20 protein-coding genes are annotated in these 24,773 nt (G+C 41.7%); 15 read left to right on the forward strand and 5 right to left on the reverse strand.

Going from position 1 to position 24,773, the window contains the following annotated elements; genetic code table 11:
• Nucleotides 1-15 precede the first annotated feature (15 nt).
• The 3 genes from MHI51_RS14730 (at nucleotide 16) to MHI51_RS14740 (ending at nucleotide 3,388) form a co-directional block, all read left to right on the forward strand.
• Complete coding sequence (locus MHI51_RS14730) at nucleotides 16-1,902, forward strand: acyltransferase family protein (protein ID WP_405173995.1); 1,887 nt, start codon at nucleotides 16-18, stop codon at nucleotides 1,900-1,902.
• 90 nt (nucleotides 1,903-1,992) lie between these two features.
• Nucleotides 1,993-2,499 carry an RNA polymerase sigma factor gene (locus MHI51_RS14735; protein WP_076125785.1) on the forward strand — a complete coding sequence of 169 codons (507 nt, stop codon included), beginning with the start codon at nucleotides 1,993-1,995 and terminating at the stop codon, nucleotides 2,497-2,499.
• Nucleotide 2,500: 1 nt separating this feature from the next.
• Entirely contained in the window at nucleotides 2,501-3,388 is an 888-nt protein-coding gene (locus tag MHI51_RS14740) for an RsiV family protein (RefSeq protein WP_405173996.1), read from the forward strand.
• Between the two features lie 849 nt (nucleotides 3,389-4,237).
• Here MHI51_RS14740 and MHI51_RS14745 read toward each other — a convergent pair.
• Nucleotides 4,238-4,822, reverse strand: coding sequence for an AAA family ATPase (locus MHI51_RS14745; protein WP_405173997.1), 585 nt, complete (start codon nucleotides 4,820-4,822; stop codon nucleotides 4,238-4,240).
• Between the two features lie 231 nt (nucleotides 4,823-5,053).
• On the opposite strand from MHI51_RS14745, the gene MHI51_RS14750 reads away from it, so the two are divergent.
• The gene (locus MHI51_RS14750; RefSeq protein WP_036677991.1) at nucleotides 5,054-6,610 is read left to right on the forward strand and encodes an ABC-F family ATP-binding cassette domain-containing protein; all 1,557 of its coding nucleotides are present in this window, start codon (nucleotides 5,054-5,056) and stop codon (nucleotides 6,608-6,610) included.
• A gap of 275 nt (nucleotides 6,611-6,885) precedes the next feature.
• Here MHI51_RS14750 and MHI51_RS14755 read toward each other — a convergent pair whose 3' ends face one another.
• The gene (locus MHI51_RS14755; RefSeq protein ID WP_076217535.1) at nucleotides 6,886-7,752 is read right to left on the reverse strand and encodes a helix-turn-helix domain-containing protein; all 867 of its coding nucleotides are present in this window, start codon (nucleotides 7,750-7,752) and stop codon (nucleotides 6,886-6,888) included.
• Nucleotides 7,753-7,983: 231 nt separating this feature from the next.
• The gene (locus MHI51_RS14760) at nucleotides 7,984-9,651 is read right to left on the reverse strand and encodes a ribonuclease J (protein WP_405173998.1); all 1,668 of its coding nucleotides are present in this window, start codon (nucleotides 9,649-9,651) and stop codon (nucleotides 7,984-7,986) included.
• 123 nt (nucleotides 9,652-9,774) lie between these two features.
• On the opposite strand from MHI51_RS14760, the gene MHI51_RS14765 reads away from it, so the two are divergent.
• The 6 genes from MHI51_RS14765 to MHI51_RS14790 all read left to right on the forward strand — a co-directional run bounded on the left by MHI51_RS14765 (nucleotide 9,775) and on the right by MHI51_RS14790 (nucleotide 15,984).
• The gene (locus tag MHI51_RS14765) at nucleotides 9,775-10,251 is read left to right on the forward strand and encodes a GNAT family N-acetyltransferase (RefSeq protein WP_076184542.1); all 477 of its coding nucleotides are present in this window, start codon (nucleotides 9,775-9,777) and stop codon (nucleotides 10,249-10,251) included.
• Between the two features lie 117 nt (nucleotides 10,252-10,368).
• Nucleotides 10,369-10,902 carry a TetR/AcrR family transcriptional regulator gene (locus tag MHI51_RS14770; RefSeq protein WP_081387451.1) on the forward strand — a complete coding sequence of 178 codons (534 nt, stop codon included), beginning with the start codon at nucleotides 10,369-10,371 and terminating at the stop codon, nucleotides 10,900-10,902.
• A gap of 13 nt (nucleotides 10,903-10,915) precedes the next feature.
• Nucleotides 10,916-11,242 (forward strand): multidrug efflux SMR transporter, encoded by a 327-nt coding sequence (locus MHI51_RS14775; RefSeq protein ID WP_339248664.1) that lies wholly within the window; start codon nucleotides 10,916-10,918, stop codon nucleotides 11,240-11,242.
• Between the two features lie 17 nt (nucleotides 11,243-11,259).
• Nucleotides 11,260-11,619 (forward strand): multidrug efflux SMR transporter, encoded by a 360-nt coding sequence (locus MHI51_RS14780; protein WP_076306430.1) that lies wholly within the window; start codon nucleotides 11,260-11,262, stop codon nucleotides 11,617-11,619.
• A gap of 290 nt (nucleotides 11,620-11,909) precedes the next feature.
• Nucleotides 11,910-15,350, forward strand: a complete 3,441-nt coding sequence (locus MHI51_RS14785) for a discoidin domain-containing protein (protein WP_405173999.1) — start codon at nucleotides 11,910-11,912, stop codon at nucleotides 15,348-15,350.
• A 292-nt stretch (nucleotides 15,351-15,642) separates the two neighbouring features.
• Nucleotides 15,643-15,984, forward strand: coding sequence for a DUF1801 domain-containing protein (locus MHI51_RS14790; protein WP_076125767.1), 342 nt, complete (start codon nucleotides 15,643-15,645; stop codon nucleotides 15,982-15,984).
• 80 nt (nucleotides 15,985-16,064) lie between these two features.
• Here the strand turns inward: MHI51_RS14790 and MHI51_RS14795 are convergent, their stop codons facing one another.
• Nucleotides 16,065-16,487: a MarR family winged helix-turn-helix transcriptional regulator gene (locus MHI51_RS14795; RefSeq protein WP_179087001.1), complete on the reverse strand. Its 423-nt coding sequence runs from the start codon at nucleotides 16,485-16,487 to the stop codon at nucleotides 16,065-16,067.
• Between the two features lie 275 nt (nucleotides 16,488-16,762).
• On the opposite strand from MHI51_RS14795, the gene MHI51_RS14800 reads away from it, so the two are divergent.
• On the forward strand, nucleotides 16,763-18,286 hold the full coding sequence (locus MHI51_RS14800; protein WP_076125763.1) for an MDR family MFS transporter: 1,524 nt from the start codon (nucleotides 16,763-16,765) through the stop codon (nucleotides 18,284-18,286).
• Nucleotides 18,287-18,364: 78 nt separating this feature from the next.
• On the opposite strand, the gene MHI51_RS14805 is transcribed toward MHI51_RS14800, so the two are convergent.
• Complete coding sequence (locus MHI51_RS14805) at nucleotides 18,365-19,450, reverse strand: helix-turn-helix transcriptional regulator (protein WP_076276476.1); 1,086 nt, start codon at nucleotides 19,448-19,450, stop codon at nucleotides 18,365-18,367.
• A gap of 128 nt (nucleotides 19,451-19,578) precedes the next feature.
• On the opposite strand from MHI51_RS14805, the gene MHI51_RS14810 reads away from it, so the two are divergent.
• The 4 genes from MHI51_RS14810 (at nucleotide 19,579) to MHI51_RS14825 (ending at nucleotide 24,658) form a co-directional block, all read left to right on the forward strand.
• Nucleotides 19,579-20,658, forward strand: a complete 1,080-nt coding sequence (locus tag MHI51_RS14810) for a saccharopine dehydrogenase family protein (RefSeq protein WP_076276477.1) — start codon at nucleotides 19,579-19,581, stop codon at nucleotides 20,656-20,658.
• Nucleotides 20,659-20,693: 35 nt separating this feature from the next.
• A complete protein-coding gene (gene cysC, locus MHI51_RS14815) occupies nucleotides 20,694-21,260 on the forward strand; it encodes an adenylyl-sulfate kinase (RefSeq protein WP_076276478.1) in 567 nt (188 codons plus the stop codon).
• Between the two features lie 166 nt (nucleotides 21,261-21,426).
• Complete coding sequence (locus tag MHI51_RS14820; protein WP_405174000.1) at nucleotides 21,427-22,197, forward strand: flavodoxin family protein; 771 nt, start codon at nucleotides 21,427-21,429, stop codon at nucleotides 22,195-22,197.
• A gap of 76 nt (nucleotides 22,198-22,273) precedes the next feature.
• Nucleotides 22,274-24,658 carry a polyprenyl synthetase family protein gene (locus MHI51_RS14825; RefSeq protein WP_405174001.1) on the forward strand — a complete coding sequence of 795 codons (2,385 nt, stop codon included), beginning with the start codon at nucleotides 22,274-22,276 and terminating at the stop codon, nucleotides 24,656-24,658.
• The last annotated feature ends 115 nt before the right edge of the window (nucleotides 24,659-24,773 follow it).

Genomic DNA, 24,773 nt, shown 5'->3' on the forward strand with positions numbered 1-24,773 from the left:
AAGGACTGAAACAGAATGAATAACAACAAGCGTTATATGCCTGGTATTGATGGACTAAGAGCTTTTTCCGTACTCGCTGTCATAGCCTATCATTTGAATTTGAAATGGGCTGGGGGTGGACTGCTGGGAGTGGGAATCTTTTTTGTGATCTCGGGTTATCTCATCACAGACCAAATCATTAACCAATGGGAGCGTCATCGAAGATTGGACCTTCTGGACTTTTGGATACGTAGAGCACGGAGGTTGCTGCCGGCGACGATAGTCATGCTGATCGTTGTCACCGTATGGCTCTTAATCATAGATCCCACGAGATTAAATGGGCTGACAGGAGATTTCATGTCATCACTATTTTACGTTAATAACTGGTGGTTAATATTTCATGATGTTTCGTACTTCGAAAGTTTTGGACCTCCTTCTCCGATCGGACATTTATGGTCACTTTCTATTGAAGAACAGTTTTATATTCTATGGCCGCTGCTGCTCGTATTAGGACTAACGATCATACCTCGTCGAGGTAAACTTATTGCCTGGATTCTGGCTTGTGCTGCTGTCTCAGCTTTAGCCATGGCTATGTTCTATGTACCGGGCACAGATCCAAGCAGGGTCTATTATGGAACAGATACTCGCATATTTGCACTTCTAATTGGAGCGGCGCTTGCTGTTGCATGGCCTAGTCAGAAACTTAAAAATACAGTCACAGAAAGATCTCGTTATATGTTTGATATCATTGGTGCTCTGGGACTGCTGGTATTAATGGTGCTAGTTTACCGGGTTAACGAGTTTGATGAATCACTATATCGGGGTGGATTTTTGATCATCTCTATCATTACTGCAGTAGTGATTGCCGTGCTTGCTCATCCTGCCAGTTCTCTTGGACGGAAAATGGGCTGTAAACCCTTGCGATGGATAGGTGTACGTTCATATAGCTTATATCTTTGGCATTATCCCGTAATTATTCTTACCAGCCCTAATGGGAATCCAGATGAGAGCGGCGTGCTTCGAATTATCCTTCAGTTAGCAGGATGTTTTCTACTGGCAGCCTTATCATACAAATATGTGGAGGAGCCGCTCCGGCGGGGATCATTAAGAGATATTTGGAACCATAGGAGTGCGAAACAACGCCGCAGCTACCGCCCAGTCTTTCTTATGACCATGATCTTTTTGATTCTTATTCCGATTGCCTGCAATGGATATTTATCCAACGCTGAATCTGACACACTTCCAATCGAAGTTGCAGATAAGCAGAATGTACAGCAAGAGAAGCAGAATGTACAGCAAGAGAGAACAGCGCAAGATCCAATAGATCACAATTCATTGGTACCACCTGTAGAAAAAAATACGACTGATGTTGAGAAGCAAAAACCTGACACTGAAGAGCAACAAGTTGAACCAGAAGGAAACATAGCGGTAACCGGGAAAAATCAAACCGGAAAGAATATTACGGCCATTGGCGATTCTGTCATTTTGGATGCAGCACCATTTTTGGTAGAAAGTCTCCCTGGTATTGTCATCGATGGAAAGGTCGGCAGACAGATGATGCAGGCACAGGAGGTAATTGATCAGCTTAGAGCACAAGGACGGTTAGGGGAGCGGATGATCATAGAGCTGGGAACGAATGGAGCTTTTAACTCCAAGCAATTACGTAAACTACTAAACTCGTTAAGCGATGCGGAGCAGATTATTTTGGTCAATACACGTGTGCCGAGAAAGTGGGAGCAGACTGTGAATTCCACCCTTTCAAAAGTTTCCAGTGAATTCAGGAATACGACCATAGTAGACTGGTACTCAGCTAGTGAAGGAAAAGACGACTACTTCTACAAAGATGGTATTCATTTGAAACGTGAGGGTGCCAAGTATTATGCATCAATTCTAATTAAAGCTTTGGAAAAAGAAAATAAATAATTTATTTGGAATCTCCAAACTTTTTTATACTCACCAAACGTCTTACTCCTGTTACAACACCAGATCACAAACAGAGAAGGATAATCGACCATGTTGAATAGGAAAACCGAGAAAATATTGACGCGATGTATCAAAGAAAACAAAGAAAATGTATACCGGCTTGCTTACAGTTATGTGAAAAACAAAGAGGATGCCCTCGACATTGTGCAGGATTCTATTTATAAAGCGATGACACGAATGGATTTGCTAAAGGATCACGATGCCGTGAAAAGCTGGTTTTACAGGATTGTCGTGAATACTTCCTTAGACTTTTTGCGCAGAAACAAGAAGGTTCAGACGATGGAGCCAGAGATAATAGAAACCTATAGTCCGGCTGTTGAGGATAGCTATACAGATATGGATTTGAAAAGAACACTGGAAGAGCTGCCGGCGAAATACCGAAGTGTGATCGTGCTTAGATATTTTGAGGATATGAAGATTAATGAAGTGGCTGAAGTTCTTAACGAGAACACCAATACAATAAAGACAAGGCTGTATCAGGCCCTTCAGTTATTGCGGGTGAAGCTGAATGATGAAGCCTTAAAGGAGATAAAGTAAGATGGACGAAAGAATACAAGAATTACATAATGAGTATACCGATATTCCCATTCCGGAAGAACTTGATTTGATTGTAAACCGTTCTATAAAGCAGTCACTTAAAGCCAATAGAAAAAAACACACGACAACTAAGTGGGTGGCTAGTGTTGGTGCGGCCGCAGTTATTTTTCTAGTAGCCATAAACACCAGTACAACCGTAGCTAGTGCATTATCTTCCATTCCAGGCGTAGATCGGATAATAAAAGTGCTGACTATTAAAGAATACGTTGTAGAAGAAGAGAACTACGATGCAAATATCAAGGTTCCAGCCGTTACGGATATGGAAAATAAAGAACTGGAGCTTGGATTGAACAGCAAATATTTAAGTGAGAATAAAGCACTATACGAAAAGTTCCAAGCGGAGATCGAAGCGTTGAAGGAACAAGGTGGGGGCCATTTGGGGCTGGACGTAGGTTATGAAGTGAAAACGGATAATGAGCGCATTTTCTCCATTGGCAGATATGTTGAGGAAACCGCTGGTTCATCTTCAATGGAAGTTACTTTTGATACGATAGACAAAGTGAACCAGATCCTTATTACATTGCCAATGCTATTTAAAGATGATCAATACATTGAACGCATCAGCGAAAATATTAAAGAACAGATGATTGCTCAAATGAAAGCAGACTCTGAGAAAGTTTACTGGATCCCTGAGTATGGCGATGATGTACCAACGGATCAGTTTACCTCCATTACGAAGAATCAGAGCTTTTATATCAACACCGAAGGTAAGCTTGTGATTGTGTTTAACAAATACGATGTCGCACCGGGTTATATGGGCTCCGTTGAATTTGTGATACCAACCGCGGTGCTTGCTGATGATTTGGTCAGTCAGAAGTATATTCAATAAAAGAATTGTGGGAATAACGTCATCTGCGGTCCGAAACTCTGCACAAAAGGTGATATAAGCGGAAATAAGGTCATCTGGGTCCGATAGTCTAACCAAGGCTCTTTGTCCAAACCTCAAACATCGTTTGCTCTCATTATTTGACGCGAACGCTGCTGCTATCGGACTCAGCTGACCCTAAACGCAGCATTATCGCACTTTTGCAATTCTATCGGACCGCATCGTCTCTATTGGCACGGAAAACACGCCCCAAGCGCACTTTTCTAACGAATAGCTGCACTGGAGTCCGAAACTCTGCACAAAAGGTGATAAATGTGGAAATAAGGTCATCTGGGTCCGAAACCCTAACCAAAACTCTTCGTCAAAGCCTCAAACATCGTTTGATGTCATTATTTTACGGGGGACGCAGCAGCTAACGGACTCAGCTGACCCTAAACGCAGCATTATCGCACTTTTGCAATCCTAACGGACCGCATCGTCGCTATTGGCACGAAAAACACTCCCCAAGCAAACTTTTCTAACAAATAGCTGCACTGGGGTCCGAAACTCTGCACAAAAGGGGATAAATGTGGAAATAAGGTCATCTGAGACCGAAAGTTTAGGCAAGGCTCTTTGTCCAAACCTCAAACATCGTTTGCTCTCGTTATTTTACGGGTGACGCAGCAGCTAACGGACTCTGCTGACCCTAAGCGCAGCATCATCGCACTTTTGCAATTCTATCGGACCGCATCGTCGCTATTGGCGCGAAAAACACGCCCCACGCGCACTTTTCTAACGAATAGCTGCACTGGGGTCCGAAACTCTGCACAAAAGGTGATAAAAGTGGAAATAACGTCATCTGGGTCCGAAAGTTTAGCCGTATATAAATTGTTCTACTGCCGCAACAGTAGCATTAATATCCGGGTTAGAATTGTCGATCAACGCAATATTTTCAGCCGGGAGCGGCCATTCTACCGTACGGTTGCCAAGAGAAGTGCGGAATTCATTCCAATGCTGGAACTTCCATTCATCTAGTGGTGATTGTCTGTTTTGAATTCGTTCCCGGTACAATTCCTCGTTGGCTAACCCTACCAAGACAACCTTGACCTCAACATCATGAAGGGAACGCCCGATCCGAGCTAACTCATGGCTGATCCAGTCAGGATTGGCTGCCTCTTTGGTAAAGGGACCAACTACAAAAGCATCGACGTCCAAGCCTATATTATCCAGCGCAGCATCCATAGTGATTCGATAACCTAAATCGCGGCATAACCTTTTGTACTCAGCTGAGTCTCTATCTGCCGGATCCAGTCCGTGTAAAGTCATTATCGCGTCAGCAGCAGGTCGTAGTAGAATATCCATATCGAAAAAAGGTATTTTGCGCCGCGAAGCAATCGCTTTAGCTAACGTTGTTTTGCCTACACCAGCTGGACCAAGAAAAAATACAAGTTTATTCATTTCTAATTCTCCTTAGTTCTCAAGTCAACTCCAATGTGTATCTATGCATACTATCATATAAAAGATGACGAGCAATCGCCAGCGTAATCCCATTCTCGGCAAGTGACGGTCCACAAAACTAAAATTGCTCGCGGATTAGCCCATAAAATGATATTTTTTTGCTTCTCCATTGAGTTTTTAGCTAATCCTGCTTATAATATAGCGAGAAAAATAAGAAAAAGGTGTCCATAAATGAGCATATTAAATGTTGAAGGATTAAGTCATGGCTTTGGAGATCGTGCGATCTTTAAGGATGTTTCATTCCGTCTCCTAAAAGGCGAGCATATCGGATTATTCGGCGCTAACGGCGAAGGGAAATCCACTTTTATGAATATTGTTACAGGCAAACTGCAACCTGATGAAGGTAAAGTCGAATGGTCCAAGCGGGTGCGTGTTGGCTACCTCGATCAGCATGCAGTGTTAACCAAAGGAATGACGATTCAAGATGTACTCAGAAGTGCTTTCCAGTACCTGTTCGATCTTGAGCAAGAGATGAACGATATGTATGGCAGAATGGGTGACGTTTCACCTGAAGAGCTGGAAAAGCTGCTTGAAGAAGTAGGTACCATCCAAGATACACTTACAAATCAAGACTTTTACATGATCGATGCGAAAGTACAAGAAACCGCGCGTGGACTAGGGATCACTGACATTGGATTGGATCGCGATGTAGCCGATCTTAGTGGTGGTCAACGCACAAAAATCTTGCTTGCTAAGCTATTGCTTGAAAAACCAGATATTTTGCTCCTCGATGAGCCTACTAACTATTTGGATGAGCAGCATATTGAATGGCTGAGACGTTACCTTCAAGAGTATGATAATGCTTTTATTCTGATCTCACATGATATGCCATTCTTGAATAGTGTTATCAACCTGATCTACCATATGGAAAATCAAAAGCTGACCCGTTATGTGGGTGATTATGAGCAATTCCAACAAGTCTACGAAATGAGAAAACAACAGCTTGAATCTGCTTATAATCGCCAGAAGCAAGAAATAGCAGAGCTGAAGGATTTCGTAGCTCGTAACAAAGCCAGCGTGGCTACCCGTAACATGGCGATGTCCAGACAGAAGAAGCTCGACAAGATGGAGATCATCGAGATTGCCAAGGAGAAACCGAAACCACAGTTTAACTTTAAAGAAGGTAAAACTGCCGGCAAGATGATTTTCGAAGCAAAAGAATTGGTTATCGGCTACGACTCTCCATTGTCCAGACCGCTTAATTTGTTGATGGAACGTGGACAGAAGATCGCGTTGGTTGGGGCAAACGGAATTGGTAAAACAACTTTGCTGCGCAGCATTTTAGGTGAAATCTCTGCTTTGTCCGGTTCGGTAGAACGTGGATACCATCAGGAGATTGGCTATTTTGAGCAAGAGATGAAGGAAGGCAATTACAAGACTTGTATTGAGGAAATCTGGGATACATTCCCGTCTCTGTCACAATTCGAAGTACGTGCTGCTCTAGCTAAATGCGGATTAACCACGAAGCATATTGAGAGTAAGATTGCTGTACTAAGTGGTGGGGAAAAAGCTAAAGTTCGTCTATGTAAGCTGATTAATAGCGAAACTAATATTCTTGTATTAGATGAGCCGACGAACCACTTGGATATCGATGCCAAAGATGAACTGAAACGCGCTCTAAAAGCATACAAAGGAAGCATTCTTATGATTTCTCACGAACCCGATTTTTATCAGGACATCGTAACCGATATCTGGAATTGCGAAGATTGGACAACGAAAGTATTCTAAGTATACGAGTTCAATTAACGAATCTTAAACAGGATACCTTACTTCGATACTCCGAAGGGTATCCTGTTTTTTATTCCGAGGCACTATCTGCATTAATTGTGGCGATTAAAATTGGCGTCTGAGTAGAAATCAAGATCATCATGTGGAGTGATTCCACTTTCAATGCAGATTTCCAGATAACAAATCCGTCAAAAATTGATGGCCGCCTTAATGATTTTCATAATTAACACAAAGAATAGATCACTCCTCAAAACTTTCCGTCCGATAAGAAGACTTTAGGCTTCAAACTTCAGATTCTGTGGTTCCGTCGGAAATTCTTCTGTCCGTGCACGGGAATCAGTGACGGGAACGTCCAGGCCTACTTCTTCAAATGTGCAGTCATCTAGCCAAATCTTTCCTGATCCCGATAGGAGAATACCAATGTTGATACAATCCGCCTCTGCCGGGATATCCAGCACACAAGCGTAAAAATTCCAGGAAGCAGTTCCTTTAATGCTTCTGTACTGCATGTTGTCAAAACCCAGCATATTCTGGAGCTTGTCATCAATACGCATCCATAAGCCGCACCAGTCGCTGACTTCTTCGGTCCGGATAAAGCCGGCAAACCGCATCCGCTTCCCAAGATAATTTTTTGCATCAAACTGCTGCATTAGAGTACCAAATTCGTTCTCTTCAGGTGGTTCAGTTTCTGCGCATTCCAGTGATACAGAGTTCCTTCCCTTATGGTAAATCTGCATATCTAATGATGCCTTATATTTGCTGGGGGATGTTCCGGTGATGAACCAACCTTTAATTTCGGACATGGTTAATTCCTCTCTTTCCTGAATCAATAGTTTTATCTGCGACCTGTATTGGGCTGGGGGGAGAGCATAAAGTCCTTTAAAAGCTCTTGTAAAAGCCTCTTGACTATCAAAACCATAAAGCAGTGCAATATCTAGAATGCGTTCTTCGGAATAGAGCAGCAGTTGGGCAGCAGAACTCAACCTACGGGAACGAATGTATTCAGCTAAACTTTTGCCGACATATTTCTGAAAGAGCCGGTGGAAATGATATTTGGAGAATCCAGCCTCTTTCGCAATTCTGTCCAGATTCAATTCTTCTTCCAAATGGTTCTCAATAAATTCAATACTATTGTGAATCATCTTGTAATACAGCCTGATCACCTCCCTGGTATTAATATACCTCACCTATTTAAAGGGATTTTGATAATTCTTGCTTAGTTGTACTTCAATATGTAGAGATTTGCATCTGAACCTAATACTATCAGCAGAAGATATAAAAGGAGAGTATAAAACTATAAAACACAAAAAAGGCGAATTCTTACTCATAATGGAGTAAGAATTCGCCAATATCTATTCGATTGCATTCCTACATTAAACCTCAATGATGATTGGAAGAATCATTGGCCGCCGTTTCGTTTTTTCGTATAGGAACTTACTTAATGATTCTTTGATGGTCTGCTTGATGATATTCCATTGGCCGAGATCCGTTTCGTTCATTTTTTTAAGGGTTGATGTTACATGCTGGTTGATCTCGTCCATTAAATTATCGGAGTTACGGACATAAACGAATCCCCTGGAAATAGTGTCTGGCTCGTTTAATAGACGTCCATCGGTTTGGCTCAGTGTAATCACTGTAATCAGAATGCCGTCTGCTGACAGCTGGCGACGATCGCGAAGCACAACATTTCCAATATCTCCGATCCCAAGGCCATCTACTAGAATTTGCCCAGCAGTCACTCGACCGGATTGGCGGACAACACCAGACGATGACTCAACGATGTCTCCATTTTTTAGAATAAAGATATTTTCCGGTTTGACGCCTACCGCCTCCGCTAACAAGCTGTGATGATGCAGCATACGGTATTCACCATGAATCGGAATAAAGTATTCAGGTTTCATTAGAGTCAGCATTAGCTTAAGCTCCTCTTGGCTGCCATGCCCGGAGACGTGAAGCTCACTGCGTGAACCATAGATGACTTTAGCGCCCAGCATATATAAATTATCGACAATCCTTGAAACATTCCGTTCATTCCCCGGGATGGGATTGGCTGCGAGCAGCACCGTGTCCCCAGCCTGGATCTCCATCAATCGATGGCTTGAGTTCGCTAAGCGGGATAGTGCGGCCATGGGCTCTCCTTGACTGCCTGTACATAAAACAGTTACCTGTGCCGGAGGGAGCTTAGCAGCTTCTGCAGGTTCGATCAGCATATCGTCCGGAATGTTCAAATAACCGAGTTCTTGGGCCACTCTGACTACATTTACCATACTTCTGCCGAGTAAGGTCAATTTACGTTCAGTTAAATGAGAAGCATCAATGATCTGCTGTAGACGATGTACATTTGAGGCGAAGGTAGAAATAAAAATTCTACGGTCTGCTTTTAAAAAGGCTTCTTCTATGTGAGCGCCAACAAGCTTTTCAGAAGGGGTGAAGCCAGGACGCTCAGCATTAGTGCTTTCTGACAGCAAGATCTTTACACCGTTTTTCCCAATATCGGCCATTTTATGTATATCTGGATACTGCTTGTTGACAGGCGTCATGTCAAATTTGAAGTCTCCCGTATGAACTACGATACCTTCAGGTGTATCGAATACTACGCCAAGGCAATCTGGAATACTATGATTTGTATTAAAAAATGTTGTAGTAATGGCTCCCAGGGTTAACTTAGATTCTGAATTAATACAATGGAGTTTCGTTTGTCGTAAAATTCCATGTTCCCTAAGTTTATTTTCGATTAATCCTAAGGTTAAACGGGAAGCATATATTGGGATATTCAACTGTTTAAGCAGGTAAGGAATCCCGCCGATATGATCCTCATGTCCGTGAGTCACCACCAACGCTTGTACCTTATCAATATTATTTAATAAATACGAAACATCAGGAATAATTAGGTCAATCCCTAAGAGACTTTCATCTGGGAATTTAGAGCCGCAATCAATGACAACAATATCATCTGCGTATTGCAGGATATACATATTTTTACCAATTTCATGAACCCCGCCTAATGCTGCAATCGAGAGTTGCTTAGCTGCCATTTTCATTGAAGCCCCTCCTAAATAAATTTCTCTATATTATGTTTGAATCCCATTATAATTATCCATTCTGAAGCTTGATACAATATAATAACTGAAGAAAGCTAATCGAAAGATAGGAGAACGTTACTCATGAATATCCGACTATTACAAATGAAAGATAATAGCTCCATTGAAAAGGTCATTAGGGACTGCCTAATTGAGTTTGGCGGGAATCGCTCGGGTCTAGCCTGGGAGGATGACAGCCTGCATCATTTATCAGATGATTATAATCATAGTGAGAATCGGGCTTATTGGGTTGTCGAAGAGGGAGGGGAAGTATTAGGGGGGTGTGGCATTGCTCCTTTCGGGAATGATGACAAGATATGTGAGTTACAAAAAATGTATTTATCTCAGTCGATTAGAGGTAACGGGATAGCCAAAGAACTTTTAAATACAGCGTTGGACTTTGCTAAGCTTCATTACAACCAATGTTATTTGGAGACACTTCAAAACATGCACGCAGCTAACCGTTTCTATATGAAAAATGGATTTGAGCTTTTGGATGAACCGCTTGCGGGGTCGGAGCATTTCGCTTGTGATGCTTGGTATATTAAAAATTTAATGTGAATTGCTTTAAAAATGTTGGAGGCCTGGATTACCAGGCTTTTTTTGATCTAAGGTAATGATTTTTTATTTGACAATAAAACCGTCCAGACGGTATAGTAAATAACAGAGGTGATTTTCGTGAACAGTAATTCAAAACGAAGTAGTATTTTATTAGCAGCTTCTATAGTAGTTAAAAATAATGGGGTGGAGAAGCTTACGCTTGAAGCCGTTGCCAAAGAAGCCGGGGTCAGTAAAGGTGGACTGCTGCACCATTTTCCGAATAAGGAAGCTTTAATAAAAAGTATGGTGGAAGAATTAACAAGTGATTTTTTCAGTAATGTTCAAGAAAGAGTATCGAACGCATCTAGAGAAACGGGGAAGTGGGGACGAGCGTTTGTTCAGGCGATAGACGACGATCTTAAGGAAGAGCAAGAGATTAGCACCGCGCTTTCGGCTGCTCTTTTTACGAATCCGGATATCCTTAAGAAATTTCAAGATCAATACTCAGTATGGCAAAACAATATAGAGAACGATGGAATAGATCCTGTACGTTCCACAATTGTCAGGCTGGCAGCGGACGGTTTATGGTATTCAGAAATGTTCGGGTTAGGAGCTTTAGATAAGGATTTACGAGATAAAGTAATTCAAGAATTAATAAACATGACGGAGTAAGGAGGGGCTATTGTTGAATTCATATCTGTTACTGGCAACAGCGATTATCTGCGAGGTATTTGGTAGCTCCATGCTTAAGGTTTCTAACGGGTTTAAAAAGATTTTACCTTCAATAGGAGTCGTACTCGGCATGGGTTCAGCCTTTTATTGTCTTTCTTTAGCGCTTTCAACGATTCCACTAGGGACGGCTTATGGTATTTGGTCGGGGGTAGGTACGGCTTTAACTGCGTTAATTGGAGTCATCATTTATAAAGAAAACTTCAATCTGAAAAAACTACTCGGCCTGATTCTTATCATTGGTGGAGTAGTCATTATGAAACTTTCTGGTGGATCTCATTAGAGCTTGGAGGAAATGTTATGAACAAGAATAAGGGTTTTTGGGTACTGGGAGTAGCTATTATAAGCGAAGTAATAGGTACAACTATGCTGAAAATGTCAGAAGGGTTCACACAAATATTGCCTACTATAGGTATTATTATTGGTTTTATTATCGCATTTTATAGTTTGTCCATAAGTCTCAGAGTTTTACCTTTAAGCCTAGCTTATGCGATTTGGGCAGGTGTAGGTACAGTTCTAACCGCAATCGTTGGTATCGTAATATGGGGGGATCCATTTAGTATGCTTACACTTGCAGGCATAGTATTAATAGTTGGAGGTGTGGTTTTATTAAACTCTCCAGATTCAGCTAATGAAAAAGAACTTAAAACGACAAGTTAATCTTCATAAAAAACTAGGGCCTGAGAAATCAGGCCTTTATTTGATGGACGTGATGTTAATAGATTCCATATTTAGGGTAGTTGCGCGATATTGGTATCACATATCTTTTCCGTAGAATTACATCTTATAGCTTGATCCGCTCTTTCTCTATAATGAGAGTGTCTCACATTGAAAGGAGGATCGGTTGTTATTTAATGTGCTCTGAGATGAATTTGATTGTAAACGCTATCATTTGAGCACTCCGATAAGGCGACACGTTAGTGAGTATCTACATTAAGAGGAGGATTATAATGCGCAACAAGTATGTCGTTTGGTCGCTTGTAGTAACCCTGTTGATTTCAAGTTTATACCTGGCAGCGGGTCCGTTCACATTTGTTAGTGCCTCTGGTGGCGCGAATTTGACGCTGGGCAAAACTGTGACGGCTAGTGGTCATTCACAAACGTATAGTCCAAACAATGTGAAAGACAGCAATCAAGAGACGTATTGGGAAAGCAGCAATAATGCATTTCCGCAATGGATCCAAGTAGATCTCGGTACAGAGACAAGTATTGACCAAATCGTATTGAAGCTGCCAACGGGCTGGGAGACGCGTACGCAAACACTCGCCGTTCAAGGCAGCATAAATGGATCTACATTCACTGACATTGTTGGTTCAGCTGATTATGTGTTCAATCCTTCAGCAGGAGGGAACACCGTTAAGATTGATTTTTCAGCAACCAGCACTCGTTATGTACGCCTGAATGTAACAGGCAATACGGGTTGGCCGGCAGCGCAAGTTTCTGAATTCGAAATTTATGGAGCTAGTACACCAACACCGACGCCAACAGTCACACCGACGCCAACAGCCACACCGACGCCAACAGTCACACCAACGCCAACAGCCACACCAACGCCAACGGCCACACCTGTTGCGGGCAGTAATATCGCGGTTGGCAAATCGATTACCGCATCCTCTAATACGCAATCATTTGTGGCAGCAAATGCTAATGACAACAACACCAACACATACTGGGAAGGTGGCAGTAATCCTAGTTCATTGATACTTGACCTGGGGTCAAACTACAACGTTTCCTCCATCGTTCTAAAGTTAAATCCAGCCGCTGCATGGGGAGCACGTACCCAAACGATTCAAGTGCTCGGTCACAATCAGAACACAACGACATTTGGGAATCTGGTGTCAGCACAATCGTATTCGTTTAATCCAGCTTCAGGAAATACAGTAACCATTCCTGTTACCGCAACTGTCAAACGTCTACAGCTTAATATTACTGCCAACTCGGGTGCTCCAGCTGGACAGATCGCCGAATTTGAAGTATACGGTACTCCAGCTCCGAATCCGGATTTGGTGATTACTGGCATGTCCTGGTCACCAACGAATCCGGTTGAGTCTAATGCGATTACGCTGAACGCAATCGTAAAGAATATCGGCAATGCCAGCTCTCCAGCTACTACTGTTAATTTCTATTTAAATAATGAGCTTGTAGGCTCAGCTCCGGTAGGTGTACTAGCAACTGGAGCATCGACAACAGCATCGATGACACTTACCGCAGGAGTTAAGCCTGCCGCAACGTATTCAGTTAGTGCCAAAGTTGATGAAGACAACCTAGTTATCGAACAAAATGAAGCGAATAACAGCTACACGAACCCAGCGTCACTTATTATCGCTCCAGTGTCCAGCTCTGACTTAGTGGGAACTGTTACATGGACACCAAGTAATCCTGTTGCTAATAACAATGTAGCGTTTAATGTAAATCTTAAGAATCAAGGAACCATTGCCTCTGCAAGTGGTTCACATGGTATAAGCGTTGTTCTTAAAAACTCTGCGGGGTCCACTATTCAAACCTATAATGGATCTTATAACGGTGCCTTAGCAGCGGGGGCAATAGTTAATGTTGCGATTCCAGGGACTTGGACAGCGATTAATGGTAACTACACAGTTACCACTACTGTTGAAGTGGATGCTAATGAGATAGCTGCCAAGCAAGCGAATAATGTAAGTGTTTCTAATCTCGTTGTCTATGCTGCGCGTGGTGCAAGCATGCCGTATAGCCGATATGATACCGAGGATGCTACACTCGGGGGTGGCGCGACATTGAAATCGGCGCCAACCTTTGATCAAGCATTAATCGCCTCTGAGGCTTCTGGTCAGCGTTATATAGCTCTTCCTTCGAATGGTTCGAACTTAGAGTGGACGGTCAGACAGGGTCAAGGCGGCGCAGGTGTAACTATGAGATTTACAATGCCTGACTCTGCAGATGGGATGGGATTGAATGGTTCACTGGATGTGTATGTGAATGGAGCGAAAGTAAAAACAGTTTCCCTAACCTCATACTACAGCTGGCAGTATTTCTCAGGTGATATGCCTGGCGATACACCTAGTGCTGGACGTCCACTATTCCGTTTTGATGAAGTTCACTGGAAGATGGATACACCCCTCCAACCTGGGGACAAGATTCGAATCCAGAAGAACAATGGAGATAGCTTGGAATATGGTGTGGATTTCCTTGAAATTGAATCTGTTCCAACAGCAATTGCCCGCCCAGCTAACTCCGTATCTGTAACAGATTACGGTGCTGTGGCAAACGATGGACAAGATGATCTGGCAGCTTTTAAAGCTACTGTAAATGCAGCCGTGGCAAGCGGTAAGTCTATTTATATTCCAGCAGGAACCTTTAATCTTAGCAGTATGTGGGAGATTGGTTCTGCTAGTAATATGATCAATAACCTCACTATTACTGGTGCTGGTCTCTGGCACACCAATATTCAGTTCACCAATCCTAATGCTGCGGGCGGTGGTATTTCACTCCGTATTTCAGGTAAGCTAGATTTCAGTAATGTATATATGAATTCTAATTTGCGCTCACGTTATGGACAAAATGCAATTTACAAAGGTTTTATGGATAACTTTGGAACCAACTCTATTATCCATGATGTCTGGGTAGAGCATTTTGAATGCGGAATGTGGGTAGGCGACTACGCTCATACACCTGCGATTTATGCTACCGGGCTGGTAGTTGAAAACAGTCGGATTCGGAACAATCTTGCAGACGGCATCAACTTCTCGCAAGGAACTAGCAATTCAATTGTACGCAATAGCAGTGTGCGAAATAATGGTGACGATGGTCTTGCAGTATGGACCAGTAACACAAATGGTGCACCTGCTGGTGTGAATAATACCTTCTCGTATAACACCATTGAGAATAACTGGCGTGCGGCAGCGATTGCTTTCTTTGGAGGAAGTGGTCATAAGGCTGATCATAACTATATCATTGATACAGTTGGTGGTTCCGGCATACGTATGAATACCGTTTTTCCAGGTTATCATTTCCAGAATAATACGGGTGTAGTTTTCTCAGACACAACCATTATTAACAGTGGTACGAGTAAAGATCTTTATGGGGGTGAACGTGGCGCAATTGATCTTGAAGCATCAAATGATGCTATCAAGAACGTTACATTTAATAACATAGACATCATTAATACCCAGCGTGATGCGATTCAATTTGGATATGGTGGTGGATTCGAGAACATCGTGTTCAACAACATCAATATTAACGGTACAGGACTTGATGGAATAACAACTTCACGGTTCTCAGGTCCACATAAAGGTGCAGCTATTTACACCTATACAGGCAATGGTGCTGCAACCTTTAATAACCTGACAACCTCCAACATTGCTTATCCGAATCTGAATTATATTCAGAGCGGTTTTAATCTAACGATTCATTAATTTTATGTACGAGGTTAAGGGAGAAGCTCTTAGGAGCTTTTCCCTCTTTTGCTTGTAACGAGCTGGATATCTCTAATTTTCCAGAAGGATAATGACTACATGAACAAGAAATTAATATAAGGGGAATTTAAACTATTAAATTTTTGAAATTCTTTTGCGGATGTGTTGATTTCATCATCTTATGTTCGTCATAGCAGATGCGTCGGATCTCAAAGGACCTCCTGATTTTGTTAAACAACTTACTGCGCTTATTCAGGCAAACCATTTAATTACTTAAAGGGAGAGATGAAAAATGAATCAGGAAGTAATCGATTTTATTGAAGCGCTAAAAGAATCATGGCAGGTGGAGTTGTCCACCTCACTACGTGAGGTTGTTCATCAGGCTATACCGGATGTGCAGGAACGTATTCAGTATAAGAAACCTCATTTTTTGAAAAATGGAAAATACGCTGCGGCCATCTCGACATCAAAAGACGCAGTCAGCTTTGTAATCTTTAATACAACCGAGCTAACGCTTCCAGAGGGAGTATTTGAGGGACCACCTGAAAGGAAAACCCTGAAGCTTCGAAAAGGAGACACATTTGATTCTGCACAATTGGTCTCTTTAGTTGCTCAAGCTTCAGCTTCTCTTTGATCCATACTTATATTAAAAGGACGATATCTCAAAGTCATTTGACTTCATGGGATATCGTCCTTTTTGACGATTATACAGTCTTAGTTACTCGTTGTAGTGCTGAGATAGTGAATCTGCTCTTCCAGGATGGTACTTGCTTTGCCTAAAAATGTTGTTATAAGCTCAAGCTCCTGCTCAGTTAAGGAAGACGCCAGTTTAACCATCTTAGTGTGCAAAGGAAGGTAGGCATTTCCAACCTCGTTATTCTCATATAAAGGAACAATGATCACCTTACGACGGTCATTGGGATCATGTTCTCTGCGAACAAAGCCGTTTTTTTCAAGTCGATCAATTAATGTGGTAATGCTGCCTGTAGTAAGTCCAGTTAATTTGGATAGCTCGCCGGCGGTGATAGGACCTTTTTCATGAAGGATATCTATAGATAGAAAATCGTTATTGTATAACCCTAGAGAAGTTGCTACTTTTTGCTGATACAAAACCGTTCGGCTGCCTAGGCCCCGCATGCGTAAAGTTAAGTCTTCCTGCTGAATTGTAACTTGATTGTGTCGATCTCTTGACAAAAGAGGACCCTCCTTTTAAAATGTTTATATCTTGATAGTCAAGATAATTAATAAACAAGATGCTTGATGAACACCTAATTAATTGTCTTGATTTTATCGAATTATTCACTAATTTGCAAAGGTATAAAATCACGTGGTTTGGAATGAAGCCTGTGCACAATCCTTTAACAATTAGAGTAGAACTAAACATTTGGGAAAAGTGGAGGAGAAAAAGGAGCATGGAAAAGAAAAATAAAGTTGGGGTTATTATAGTAGCTCTATTGTTGGCTACACTTATGGCATCAATGGATAATACTATACTTGCAACCGCAATGGGAACCATTGTAGGTGACCTTGGCGGCTTTGACAAATTGATGTGGGTTACGTCCGCTTATATGATAGCTGAGATGGCGGGTATGCCGATTTTCGGTAAATTATCGGATATGTATGGACGTAAGCGATTTTTTATTTTCGGTATTATTGTTTTTATGATTGGTTCAGCTTTATGTGGTACGGCAAATTCTATTGTTCAGCTTAGTATTTATCGGGCAATTCAGGGTATTGGTGGAGGGGCACTCGTTCCTATTGCATTCACGATTATGTTCGATGTAGTGGCCCCAGAAAAACGGGGGAAAATCGGTGGGTTATTCGGTGCTGCCTATGGTATTTCCAGTATTTTTGGTCCTCTTATTGGCGCTTATATAGCGGATTATATTCATTGGTCTTGGGTCTTTTATATCAATTTACCCATTGGTGTTATTGCATTCTTTATGATCGCTTTCTTCTACAAAGAATCTGTTGAGCATTCCAAAGAGAAAATTGATTATCTTGGGGCTTTTACACTTGTAGCTTCAATCCTTTGTCTCATGTTTGCGATTGAGCTCGGGGGTAAGAAATATGCTTGGGACTCGACAATGATTCTGGGATTGTTTATGGCTTTTGTTGTGTTTTTAATTGGTTTTATTGTTATCGAACGTCGTGCAGAAGAGCCAATCATTACCTTTGGCATGTTCAAGAATCGTCTCTATTCTACGAGTAATGTTATGGCGATATTTAGCGGAGCGGCATTTATTACAGCCTCGGTGTACATTCCAATTTATATTCAAGGGGTTCTTGGCGGGTCTGCGACAAATTCGGGGCTTGTTCTACTTCCGATGATGATTGGTTCTGTTATCACTGCTGCTGGCGGAGGATTCTTGCTCTCTAAATTTAATTATCGCACGATCATGATTTCTACGTTAGTACTCCTTGTTGCAGGTATGGCTCTACTTACCACACTAACACCAGACTCCTCCCGGTTTATGGTCACTATTTTTATGTTTCTGGTGGGTCTTGGCATAGGTTCATCATTTTCTGTTCTAAGCAATGCAGCGATTCATGGATTTACAGCAAGACAACGGGGTTCTGCAAGTTCGACACTTAGCTTCACACGGGAGCTGGGAATGACACTTGGCATTACGGTATTTGGTATTATTCAAAGTCACATTTTTTCGAATAAACTAGCTTCCATGTTCAGTAAGGGAGGCGCGGCACCAGAAGGTGTTAATCTAAGTGATCCAAGTACAATTTTGACTCCCGACACACGGGCCAAAATTCCCTCTGAGGTTCTTGATAAAATCACCGAAGGATTATCTTCTTCTCTTGTTCATACCTTTGCTTGGGCGATTATTCCATCAGTTATAGCTCTAATGGCAGCATTTGTGATGAGCAGGGAGAAGTTTGATCCTGCTTCTGAGCTGGAAGAATTTACGGCATCGCATTAAGGAAATAAAAGATAAAATAAAAGCCCAAGTCCTTTGTTAATAAAGGCTTGGGCTTTTTTGATAAGAAGCTCGGCGATCCTATTTCTCTGAAATGCTATATCGAGAATGTAAATGCCAGATAAGCTCTCTACGGCTGCTGACACCTGCTTTAGCAAAAATGGATTTTAAATGATCCTGAACCGTGTAAGCAGAAATATGTAATTCAGCAGCCAATTCTTTAGTAGATAATCCGCGAATTACTCCTTCAAGTAAATGCTGTTCCCGTTTCGTCAGATCATACGCTTCTGCAATGATAGGAAGCATATCTGCTGGACGTGCAGGCTCGAATGAAATGGCAATTTGCGTCTGACCGTCGTATGCATGAAGCCGGCTAGCCCGGATCACCAGATAAGGTCCGTCTGACATCCGGATACAGGACTTAGCCATCCCCGAAGATTCAGAGGGACTATTGATTGCTTGTGTGCTCACCGCCCGAATTGGTCGTGGCAGGATATGGTGATCAATTTTTTCTAATGAACGAAGTTTCTCTAACCAGCGGTCTGCTGTAGGATTGGAGGAGAGGAGAACTAGTTGATCAGAAAGGACGGCAATTCCGGAACCGTAATCTTCTTCCAGCCAAGTCTGATTTCTCTCAGGCAACTCAAGACTGAAAGCCCGCATTCTTGCGGCAATCTCAGGAAGCATTAAGGCTATCCGTACACAATCTTCCTGTGAAAATACAGGCTGACCCGACTTTCTGTAAAGTGTCAGATATCCCCAACACGCATCTCCATGAACAAGTACAGCGCGTAATTCATCCTCAAATCCTGCCGGAGACAGTACTTTTTGATAGCGGGCACTCAAATCTGGCTGCCCTTCGGTTGCTTCATATATAGTAGCTACGTGCACTTTACTATGAACCATTTGCTCATAGGGATTAATATCGTCTTCACCGTATTCGATCTGGAACAAGTGATGATGAATGGATTCCACGTTATCTTCTGTCACCGCACCTGTCGAGAGTAGTGTCTGTGGATCAACATGGGTACAGCAGGCAGCATCAAAGGGTACAGCCTCGCGTAAAATCGACAGTAATGAAGTACGGTAGCTATGTGAAGATTCAGAAACAGTACCTAACCTTATGATTTGTTGTTTAATATGATTAAGTTGTCTTATGGTTTTCATAGGTCAGCCCTCTAGTCATGGAGTATAAAAACAGGTATCCCACATTTATGGGATAGTGAATGTAAACCATATCCGTATAATTGAGAATGGTTCTTAATTATTTCTATTATATAGGATGCGGTGATAAAATGCAGAGAAAAGAAGATATTGTAGTCGTCGGTGGATATGGCCATGTAGGGCGTACCATTTGTGAAATCTTAGAGAAAAAATATCCTGGAAAAGTATATGCTGCAGGGCGAAGCCTTGTAAAAGCAAAGCAATTCAGTCAAGCAACTGATGGGAAAATTAAGCCGATGCAGTTGGATATTAATAAACCTTTACCTACTGATAAGTTAGAACGAGTGAAATTAATCATTATGTGCTTAGATCAAACGGATACGGATTTTATAAGAGCTGTGTTTCGAAGCGGTATTCATTATGTGGATGTATCTGCGAACGGTTTGTTTTTGAATGAAATTGAGAAATACAAGAGGGAGGCTGAAGACAATGGGTCAAGTGCTGTCTTAAGTGTAGGACTTGCTCCCGGCATCACTAATCTCCTGGCCCTTGAAGCAGAGCGGCAAATGGATCAGATTGAGGAGATAGAAATTGCGATTATGCTCGGATTAGGTGATTCTCATGGCAAAGCGGCGCTAGAATGGACAGTTGACAGTTTAGCAGCTAAGTTCGAAGTGAAGCAGGATAATCGCCAGGTTGAGGTGGAGAGCTTTACAGACAGAAGGTTGTATCATTTTGGTGATGAGATGGGTAACCGATATGCTTACCGTTTTCCATTCTCAGATCAACAGACACTTAGCAGAACACTAAAATCATCGTCTATCTCTACACGATTTTGTCTTGATTCAGCTGTAGTTACTAAAATACTGGCAATAACGAAAAGAACTGGAGCCGTTCGCTTACTGCAAATAGGCTGGCTGAAGAATTCAATTGTTCGTGCTATGGGGCGGCTGCATTTGGGGGATGATGGGTTCGCTATTAAGGTTGAGGCACATGGAAGAAATTCAGAAGGTAAATTACATCATGCGGATTTTTTATTACAAGGAAAGAATCAATCTATCATTACGGCAAAAGTAACAGCGGCAGTAGCAAAACATCTATATGATTCACCACCCACAGGTGGAGTTTACCATATTGAGCAGATGACTGATATAGCGTATATACAGAAGGAATTAGGATCAGCCATTTCTCTCAAGACTGCGGTAAACTAGTATAATATTAATCATATAGAAAGGGGCGTCTTAGAATGAATAGAAAAGATTTGGAGCTGTTGAACGGTCATAAAGCGGGCGTGTTTTGGTTCACAGGATTATCAGGTTCAGGAAAAAGTACACTAGCACAACAAGCTGAAAAAGAATTGTTTAAGCAAGGCATCCGATGTGCTGTAATCGACGGCGACCAGCTAAGGAAAGGTTTGAATATTGATTTAGGCTTTTCAGAAGAGGATCGTAAAGAAAACATGCGTCGCGCAGCCGAAGTAGCATCTATGTTTTTGGAACTAGGCTTTATAGTGCTTGTCCCGATGATTTCACCTTCTTCAGCTGCTAGAGAAGCGATTAGATATCGTTTTCAGTCTGGCGAGTTTGCAGAGGTTTATGTGCAATGTTCATTAGAAACCTGCGAACAACGTGATCCTAAAGGGCTATATAAGAAAGCTAGAAAAGGTGAAATTCGTGAGTTTACAGGTATTGATGCTATTTATGAAGCCCCTGAACATGCCGAATTGACAGTTAACACAGAGATTTACGATATGGAGAGCAGTGTGAATCTGCTAGTTGATTTTGTTACACATAATTACGCTAAAAAGATATAGAGGGAAGTTAACAGAAGCCTGGTCAAATCGGGCTTCTTTTTTTTGCATTCTCAAATGGAATTATATCGCATAAAAGGGATCAAGGTGCTACAATATGAATGAATAAAATAAAATTCATTCATATTGATGGGTCTTATTCAAAATATGCATATATGGAGGGGTTCAAATGAAAAAAGTTACTGCATTTATTGGGAATCAACAAAAGCATGCGACCTTTGAAGCGGTTTGTGAATTTGGTAATAATTTAAAAGCATATGGTGATATTGAATTTGAGTATGTCTTTTTAAAAGATTATCGGCTTGAATATTGCCGGGGCTGCAAGATATGTTTCAATAAAGGTGAGGAATATTGTCCACTAAAGGATGATCGCGATGTATTGATGGAGAAAATGATCCATTCTGACGGAATTATTTTCGCCACGCCTAATTATGCATTTCATGTATCGGCACCGATGAAGAACCTCTTGGACCGGCTTGCTTTTGTATTTCATAGACCTCGATTCTTCGGGAAAACCTTCACGGCTATTGTCAATCAGGGGATCTTTGGAGGCAGCAAAATTGTGAAATACCTTAGTAATATGAGCGAGAATTTCGGATTTCAAGTTACAAAAGGCTGTGTCTTGACTACTTTGGAGCCAAGAACAGAAGTTGCGCAGAAAAAAATGACGAGAGAAATAAAGAAAGCCTCCGAAAGATTCTATAAGGACCTTATGTCGCCCAAGACTCCAGTTCCTTCTTTTCTCAGATTAATGCTGTTTCGAATGTCACGTACAAGTATAAAAACAATGCTTGATGATCATTCCAGGGATTATCGTTATTACAAAGAACAAGGCTGGTTTGAGTCGGGTTATTATTATCCTGTTTCATTGGGGCCTATAAAAAGGACAGCGGGTCTGATCTTTGACTTTATTGGGAAACGTATGGCGAAGAATTCGTAACCATAAAGACACTTCTCCGTATAAGATATGAACATGACCGACAATTAACCAAAAGAGAAGTTGAGGTAATCCACCTATGAATGTGAATGTAACCGATCATGCCGATTCAGCCTATTCGCTAGCCGAGCAGAGGGCGGCTCAGTATTTTATTTCACTGCAATTGCAGTTCAAAGAACAAACTTATGTATCTACTCTCACTGAAGATATTCAATTATGGAAAAAACATCATATTCATCGCCGCTCATGGTTGTCATTTTTCTCTAGAGGGAAAAGGAAACCTGATTCGCAGGATTATCATAGGTATATAGGCTGGCTGAATCTTAACGGTAAATTGGATGATTATTTAGATCGCAGCGTGTCCTATTTATATATGAGGGATCTGGGCAAAGCCTTGGATTCTACTGATACACAAAACAGGATTCAGCGAATGGTTGCTGACATTAGATCTCAATTGATCCCAGACGATTCAACAACGATAAGAGATCAATCGGAATTTATGAGCTTGGCAGGAGTATATCGCTGGGCGCAGAAAGAAGGCGTCGAGACCGCCACCATCTGGGTGATCGACAAGCTAAAGAACGTATCAACCCATATTCCGCAGGAAATGAATGCCGAACAAGCGCAGCGTAAGTTAATTAAGATCATTATCGGGGTCATTCTGCATGTAATGGAGGAAATGGGGGAGATTACCCCACCTTTGGAACGTTCTAAGAAGCTTAGTGAAGCCATTAGACTTGGTTATTCTTATGGGCTGACTTACCCTTATATTGATGATCTTCTCGATTCCAGTGTCTTAACGGTTCAAGAAAAAGAGCAATTTTCCCTCATGATACGCGACGCTATCCTTACTAGAACTGTGCCAGACCTTGGAGAATGGTCCGGAGAGAACATGGAATTCATTCGATACGTACATTCGGAGCTTAGTGAAGCTTTCGAATATATTAAAAGCTATCAACGTCCAGAAATGCAGAACATATTCTTCGAGCAATCCTTTGTGTTTTTTCAATCTCAGGAGCTGGACCGTGTTAAGGAACTTTCCAATGCTAAATACACCAATGAAGAGCTTTATATCCCCATTATCTTAAAATCCTCTTCTTCCCGTTTAATTGTCCGATCCGTTATTAGTGCACCTACAGATGATGGATTTGATCAACGCACTTTTTATTATGGTCTTTACAATCAACTGGCTGATGATTTTGCAGATATGTTTGACGATATGAAAGAGGGAGCGGTAACGCCGTATACCTATTTTCTGAAATACCGTGATCAACGTTCAGATTTGATAAACCCTTTTGAATTATACTGGACCGTCATCTCTCATCTAATCCATTCCGTATATCACTCCGATGTCAAAACCCGTGAAGTGATTCTAGATCGAGCAATTAACGGTTTGAAGCGTTGTAAAGTACGTGTGGGTACTGAAAAGTATAAAGAGATTATGGAGATCTTTGCTTCGGGTCAACCCGAATTTAATCGACTCGTGCAGCAAATGGTGTTGAAAGCTGATGATGTGGATTTTTTTGACAAACTACTAAGAGATCAAATGCTTACGAATTTAAAAAACAACAAGCAGGAAAAGGTGGATTTTCACAATACGATTCAAAAGGTTCGTGGTGAAATCAACAATCAATTGCCGATTAATAAACCTGTTGGGACACCAGCTATGAAAGAAATGTTAATTGATGCAGCCAATTATAGTTTAGAGGGTGATGGCAAGCGAATACGACCTATTCTGACTTGGGTTATGGGGGTGAACGAATACGGATTAGACAGCGCGGCAATTGTGCCGCTTTTGAGGTCTTTGGAATATATGCATACTGCATCCTTAATTTTCGATGATCTGCCCTCTCAGGATAATGCCCCCACTCGAAGAGGCCGTTCAACTCTACATGAGGTGTATAATAGCGCAACGGCGGAATTGACAGGACTCTTTCTAATTCAGAAATCGATTGTGGAACAGGCATCCCTTTCTACATTCGATGCTAAATCCGTAATTGCTTTAATGCAATATTCAGCTCAAAAGGCGGAAGATACCTGCATGGGGCAAGCGATGGATTTGAATTCTAAAGGGAAAGCATTGACGCTAGAGCAATTAAATATGATTTGTTTCTATAAGACGGGCATTGCGTTCGAAGCTTCACTAGTTATGCCAGCGATTCTCGCACAGGTTAAGGAGACAGAAATTGAAGCTTTGAAGAAATTTGCTTATCATGCGGGGATTGCTTTTCAGATTAAAGATGATTTACTCGACTTGGAAGGGGATTTACAATTACTGGGTAAGCCCACAGGGCAGGATGTTGAGAATAACAATGCAACGTTTGTCTCCATTCTGGGTTCAGAAGGCGCTAGAAAAGAGATGTGGGAGCACTATTGTCTTGCCATGGAGGCGCTAAAAGAGATCCCCCGCAATATCAATTTTTTAAAACATCTATTGAATTATATGGTTAATCGTGATCGATAAATATGAAAATGGAGTGTTGGCATCTTTGCCAGCACTTTTTTATGAAAAAAATCAATCGTTTTTACGTTCAACTCCGTCTTACTTATAAGAACATCAGAACGATGACTTTATCCTA

This window comes from Paenibacillus sp. FSL H8-0260 (assembly GCF_045040625.1).
Lineage (GTDB): Bacteria > Bacillota > Bacilli > Paenibacillales > Paenibacillaceae > Paenibacillus_AQ > Paenibacillus_AQ odorifer.